Annotated in this window: 5 protein-coding genes; 1 reads left to right on the forward strand and 4 read right to left on the reverse strand. The window is 42.1% G+C overall.

Features of this window, described 5'->3' with window-relative positions:
• Positions 1–83: 83 nt before the first annotated feature.
• Positions 84–1,262 carry a hypothetical protein gene (locus ACT8YW_RS21275; RefSeq protein WP_008648161.1) on the forward strand — a complete coding sequence of 393 codons (1,179 nt, stop codon included), beginning with the start codon at positions 84–86 and terminating at the stop codon, positions 1,260–1,262.
• Positions 1,263–1,416: 154 nt separating this feature from the next.
• Here ACT8YW_RS21275 and ACT8YW_RS21280 read toward each other — a convergent pair whose 3' ends face one another.
• From ACT8YW_RS21280 to ACT8YW_RS21295, 4 genes are all read right to left on the reverse strand, one after another.
• Positions 1,417–2,652, reverse strand: a complete 1,236-nt coding sequence (locus tag ACT8YW_RS21280) for a DNA recombination protein RmuC (RefSeq protein WP_004303563.1) — start codon at positions 2,650–2,652, stop codon at positions 1,417–1,419.
• Positions 2,652–3,506: a type I methionyl aminopeptidase gene (map, locus tag ACT8YW_RS21285; RefSeq protein ID WP_004295607.1), complete on the reverse strand. Its 855-nt coding sequence runs from the start codon at positions 3,504–3,506 to the stop codon at positions 2,652–2,654. The genes ACT8YW_RS21280 and map overlap by 1 nt, the downstream gene beginning before the upstream one ends.
• A 100-nt stretch (positions 3,507–3,606) precedes the next feature.
• A complete protein-coding gene (locus ACT8YW_RS21290) occupies positions 3,607–4,230 on the reverse strand; it encodes a DUF4858 domain-containing protein (protein ID WP_004309212.1) in 624 nt (207 codons plus the stop codon).
• A gap of 111 nt (positions 4,231–4,341) precedes the next feature.
• Positions 4,342–5,982, reverse strand: coding sequence for a B12-binding domain-containing radical SAM protein (locus tag ACT8YW_RS21295; protein WP_195580597.1), 1,641 nt, complete (start codon positions 5,980–5,982; stop codon positions 4,342–4,344).
• Positions 5,983–6,257: the final 275 nt, after the last annotated feature.

A 6,257-nucleotide genomic window follows, 5' to 3' on the forward strand; every position in this document is an offset into this window, starting at 1 on the left:
TAGTTTTTAATACACCAGGTGATTGCCTTCTGTCTGCAGAGCTTTCCTTGGCAATTACTTTTTAGCAACAAACAACTATAAATATGAGAAAAGTTCTGTCTTTTTCGGGCTTCCTGATGTTGGGGCTCGTGGTTTCGCAATTCCTGCCGATGATGGCAGGAGATGGGTATGGAGCTGTTAAATCCATATCGAATGTACTACTCTATGTATGTCTTAGTTTTATAATGATTAATGTAGGCCGTGAGTTCGTCCTTGATAAAACACGGTGGAAAAGTTACGCTCAAGATTATTTTATAGCCATGGCTACGGCTGCTTTACCGTGGTTTATGATTGCCATTTATTATGTGTTTATTTTGCTTCCGCCCGAGTTTTGGAATAGTTGGGAAGCATGGAAGGAGAATTTATTGTTAAGCCGTTTTGCTGCACCTACATCAGCCGGTATTCTGTTTACGATGTTGGCGGCTATCGGACTGAAGTCCAGTTGGATTTATAAGAAAATACAGGTATTGGCAATTTTCGATGACTTGGATACGATTCTTTTAATGATTCCTCTTCAGATTATGATGATTGGGCTGCGCTGGCAGTTGATTATTGTGGTGGTGATTGTGTTCTTGTTATTGTCGATCGGCTGGCAAAGATTGAATAAGTATGATTGGCGTCAGGACTGGAAGGCTATCCTCTTTTATTCAGTGATTATATTTCTGGCTACTCAAATACTGTATCTGGGGAGTAAAGAATTGTATGGGGACGAGGGAAGTATTCATATTGAAGTCCTGTTGCCGGCATTTGTTCTGGGTATGATTATGAAACATAAGGAACATGACACACCTGTGGAACGAAAGGTGTCTACCGGGATTTCATTTTTCTTCATGTTTCTGGTGGGAATGAGTATGCCGCATTTTATCGGAGTGAACTTTGCGGAGACTCATGCAGGTTCTTATTCTGTAACGGGATCACAGGAGATGATGTCGTGGGGAATGATTATGTTTCATGTGGTGATTGTCTCTTTATTGTCGAATATAGGAAAGCTTTGTCCGATGTTCTTCTATCGTGACCGGAAATTAAGTGAGCGACTGGCTCTTTCCATCGGTATGTTTACCCGTGGTGAGGTAGGGGCCGGAATCATTTTCATTGCATTGGGATATAACTTGGGTGGTCCGGCATTGGTTATTTCAGTGCTTACTCTGGTATTGAATCTGATTCTGACGGGTATCTTCGTTCTTTGGGTGAAGAATTTGGCTTTGCGGAGTTATGCGGATTGACGTGATATGGAAATGTTGTAGAGCATTTTCTGTTTAGTGTCGAGGTGTGTCGAAACACTTTCTTTGATTTTTTAGGCACGGATTATACGAATTGCACGGATAAGTTTATTTTCTTTCTGTGTTTATCGTGTAATCCGTGCCTAAATAATATCAGTTAGTAATCTGTCAAATCGTCCTCTACGTCAATAGGGAGAATCTTTTGGCTTTCTTCGTGTGGCAACTGTTCCACTTGCCGCAGTTTGCGTTCGATGGCACGTGTTCGTTTTCCCATGACTTCTTCGAGTTGGTCACCGGCGCTTTGCAGGTTCTTTTGTACTTTTTCAAGTAATCCTCCGAATTTACTGAATTCTGTTTTGACAGCTCCCAATACGGTCCAGACTTCTCCGGTACGTTTTTGGATAGCCAGTGTGCGGAATCCCATCTGAAGACTGTTGAGGATGGCGCCTAATGTTGTCGGACCTGTAACTACAATCTTATACTCCTTTTGGAGTGTTTCGATGAGACTGGTACGTCGGATTACTTCGGCATATATGCTTTCAAACGGGAGGAACATGATGGCAAAATCTGTGGTAAAAGGCGGGTCTACATATTTATCATGGATGTCTTTTGCCATCTTTTTGATTGTATTTTCCAATTGCTTGCCGGACGATTCCATCAATGCTGCGTCTCCCGCTTCGAATGCATCGTAATATTGTTCGTATACATCTTTCGGAAATTTAGCGTCGATGGGGAGGTAGACGGTGCTGTTGGCGTCATCTTTTCCCGGAAGCTTGATGGCAAATTCTACAAATTCGGTTCCGCTCTTTTTGGTTTTGACATTGGCATCGTACTGTTCGGGGCTCATCATTTGTTCTAAGAGTGCACCCAGTTGGACTTCGCCGAACGTTCCTCTCATCTTTACGTTGCTCAATACCTTTTTTAGTCCGCCGACATCTTGGGCGAGAGATTTCATTTCTCCCAGTCCTTTTTGCACGTTCTCAAGTTGCGAACGGACGATTTCGAATGATTGACCGATACGTTCATTCAGGGTTTTCTGGAGCTTTTCTTCCACCATCAGGCGCATATCATCCAGTCGTTTCTCGGTGGATTTCAGTAATGCTTCCTGCTGGCGGGCCATCATGTCGAATTTCTGTCGTTGCAGTTCTCCGGTAGTCATCATATTCTTGTGCAGAACATCTTGGAGCTGTTGCATATTCTGGTTCAGCGTTTGCGTCATTTCCATGCGAAGTTCTCGGATGCTGCGGTTCAGTTCTTCCCGGTTTTCCTGCATTTGCTGGCGCAAGGCTATTTGTAATTGTTCTGCTTGAGTTTGATTGTTGCCTTTGGTTAGTGATAATACAAGTAGGACTATCATTAACACGGCAATAACAATAAGTAGAATCAGTTCCATTAATATGTCAGAATTTCGTTTCCGGTTTCAGTAATCAGAATCATATTTTCCCATTGGGCGGAAGGTAGTCCGTCGTCGGTACAGACAGTCCATCCGTCGGCATCATCTACAAACACTTCGTAGGTTCCCATATTAATCATAGGTTCGATGGTGAAGGTCATGCCCGGCACGATCATCATGCCTGTGCCCCGGCGTCCGAAATGTTCTACGTCCGGTTCTTCATGGAATTGCATCCCTACACCATGTCCGCAGAGATCACGGACTACGCTGAATCCGTTCTTTTCTGCATGTTCCTGGATGGCGGCGCCTACATCACCCAGCTGTTTCCAGGGTTGTGCGGCAGCAATTCCTATTTCCATACATTCTTTGGTTACCTGTACTAACTTTTGCATATCAGGGTTGACGTCTCCAATCATAAACATACGGGATGCATCGGAAAAATATCCTTTGTAAATGGTGGAAACATCTACATTGATAATATCTCCGCTTTTCAGAATCTCATTTTTATTGGGTATTCCGTGGCACACTACATCGTTGATGCTGGTACAGACACTTTTGGGAAATCCTTCGTAGTTGAGTGGGGCAGGGATGGCACCGTGACTGGTGGTGAAATCATACACTAGCACATCAATTTCTTCGGTGGACATGCCTTCCCGGATATTCTCTGAAATATAGTCCAGCAGTGCAGTATTGATTTTGGCACTTTCCCGGATACCTTCCAGTTGCTCGGGAGTACGGAGTACTTTGCGCGGTGGAAGTTTATAACCTTGCTTTCTGTATTTCTGTATTTTTGCTTCTACTTCTGCCGGATAATTAGAGGGGGTAAACCGGAATCCCTTGATAAAGTTCTTCATTATTATAGCATATTTAATCGTATGACAAAGGTACGAGAATAAATGGAAAATATGCTTTCTTGTTTTCTAAAACTTTTCGATTCCTGATTGTCGGCACGGGTTACCATTCGTATGAAACACTAATTTGAGGTATCCATTCCCATCTTTTGCGGAGGACATTGTATTGGTATTGTACCCCTGTTTTAATTTTCCAGTTTTTATTTATTTTGAGAACAACATTACTACCCAATTGGGTGGGTTCCACTTCGGAAGGGAGGCCTCGGTGTTTTCGGGTATCAAGGTTTTGTACGCCATATATGTTGAGAGACCATTTGGGAGATAAATTATATTCTATTTGGCTTTGGATATGAAAGCAACTGGAATTTTCTGCAAAATTACTTTTACTGTGCAGCACAAGATTCTTGTTTATTCTTAACCAGGAGTAAGTGGGTAAAAAGGTGGAACCCGGTTTTAGGAATGTCTGATAAGTGCGAATGGAAGGTTTCGAAAAAATCATGGAAGATTTTAAAGTCGGTAGTGTGGGATCAAAATCTACAAATGGTTTTCGAGAGTACATGTTTTGCTCTACTTTTTCGATAAACTTTCTATTTATCTTGATCTCCTGATCGGATTCCAGCATTTGCTGAAGTCTCAATGAATCCTGTTTGTTCCATTCTTGTCCTGTTGCGGATAAGGGGAACAATAATAGGCAAAAAATATTGAATTGATATTTTCGAATGTCCATACACTGTGCTAGTAAAGTTTATTGTATGGACGGTGGAAAACAGGAAATGCTGCTCTAAACGATTAGCGACTAATAATAATTTCACATAATATGAGAATACTTTTCTTTTATTTATGATAGTTTTTTAGCCTTGAAAACCGGTTGTATCTTCTGAATCTCCGACTCAAAACCAAACCAGTAACCATGTCCTTCTTCATCGGTGGGAAGGAAACATAATCGTAGATTCTCGCGATATGCTCCGTATTCTATTTCCCAGCTTTCAGGTGGTAGCTGTCTTTTGGTTCTTACTTTTTCTGCCGGAGCTTTTTTTAATGACATACCCGCTTCTATCCATGCAATGCTGACTTGTGTCAGGTAGTCGGGATAATGATTCTTGCAGAAGTCATAGAGGATTAATCCTCTTTTTTCCAGGCTAAGAGGGGTGTCAATCACATCTGTTTGAACTAAATGATCGAGTAACTCATGTATAAAATGAGGGTTTTCGAGAATGAGTATCCGTGTGATGCTTCGCCAAGTTGGGGTATTATAGAAACCGTCTAACAGGCGGGACAGATAATGTGCTGTCTGTAATTCATCTACGCTGATTTCACGAGTTTGAAGAACTTCGTATGGAGGGAGTGGAGAGTACTGTATGCCTAATTCGTCCGCTCTTCTTTTCATTTCGGTGCCCGGAAGTAATTTGAGGGATTCCAGTTGGATTTCTCCTGCGCCATATTCTGCTAAAGTACGGACATCATCGAAAATTTCTGATAGATGGTAGAGTGGGAGCCCTGCTATTAAGTCGGCATGGGTTTCCATGTTTTCAAGTGAACATAGATACTTGAGTCCGGCCAGAGCATCGGAGAGTTTTCCTATTCTCCGGCTTTGTTCAAGCACGTTTTCCCGAAGGCTTTGAATTCCGGCTTCCAGGTGCAGCAGTCCTTTAGGAAGGGTGGCTAATTCCTGTTTGAGTTCATCAGAAAGGAGTGCAGGATGAATTTCCAGATGAAAACAGATATCCGGGTATTCGCGGAATAGATTTAGTAATTCTTTTGCCCGTTTGTTGTTGTAATTGAAAGTGCGGTCCAGTACCCGTACATTCTTGATTCCGTGTTGGTGTATCACGTCAAGACGTTTCCGGGTTGCTTCAAGAGATAGGGTGCGAACCGGTTTTTCACCTCCACTGACACAAAAGGCACAGGTGTTAAAACATCCGCGGGTAGTTTCTAATTGCACAAAGGGTTTGCTCCAATTGAAGAAACGGCTCTCTTCAGGAGGGACTAATTCGGAAAAGTTCATGACACGGGCGAGCCCGTTGTCATGGTATGCTTCCGATTCATCCAGATAGCAGAGTCCTGTGATTGATTTCCATTCTTTTCTTGGCTGATTCCACACTTTTAACCATAAAGGAAATACTTCTTCGCCTTCTCCGCGAAACACTCCGCTTACAAATTTGTTTTTATATAAGAAAGCTTCATTATCTCCTAAAAACTCGGGACCTCCGAGTATAACACAGCAGTGAGGTAGTAATGCTTTTGCGCGTGAAACGATGTGCAGGAGTTGCTCATGATTGAATAGCCAATTGGTAGCTGCAATGATATCCGGTTGATGGCGGTAGATTTGATTGACGACACTACCGGTATTTTCATTGATAGTGGCGGAGACCGTACACCATTCAATGTCTGTATTATTTGCTATCTGGGCATGTAAGGCTGGCAATGCCAGCGAAGAATGAGCGTACGAACTATTTAAATCAAGCCAAAGAAGTTTCATGTGGAAAATTTAATATTATCTTTGCAAAGGTACAAAAAACTTGTGGCTTGTGATGTATAGTAAATATAAAATGCTAATTTTGTATTAATAAACGCAATAAACTAGAGAATTATGAAAATGATAAAGAGATATGCAGGTATCTTGATGATGCTGACTTTATTGGTTGGCTTTACTTCGTGTGAAAGTGAAGACGAGACAGAATTTAATCTGCCTGGCGAGTGGTATACGAATGAAGAAATTGATTTCGGGGCATATACCTGGGGAAGAGGTACGCT

The sequence above is a fragment of the Bacteroides sp. genome (assembly GCF_052357945.1).
GTDB lineage: Bacteria > Bacteroidota > Bacteroidia > Bacteroidales > Bacteroidaceae > Bacteroides.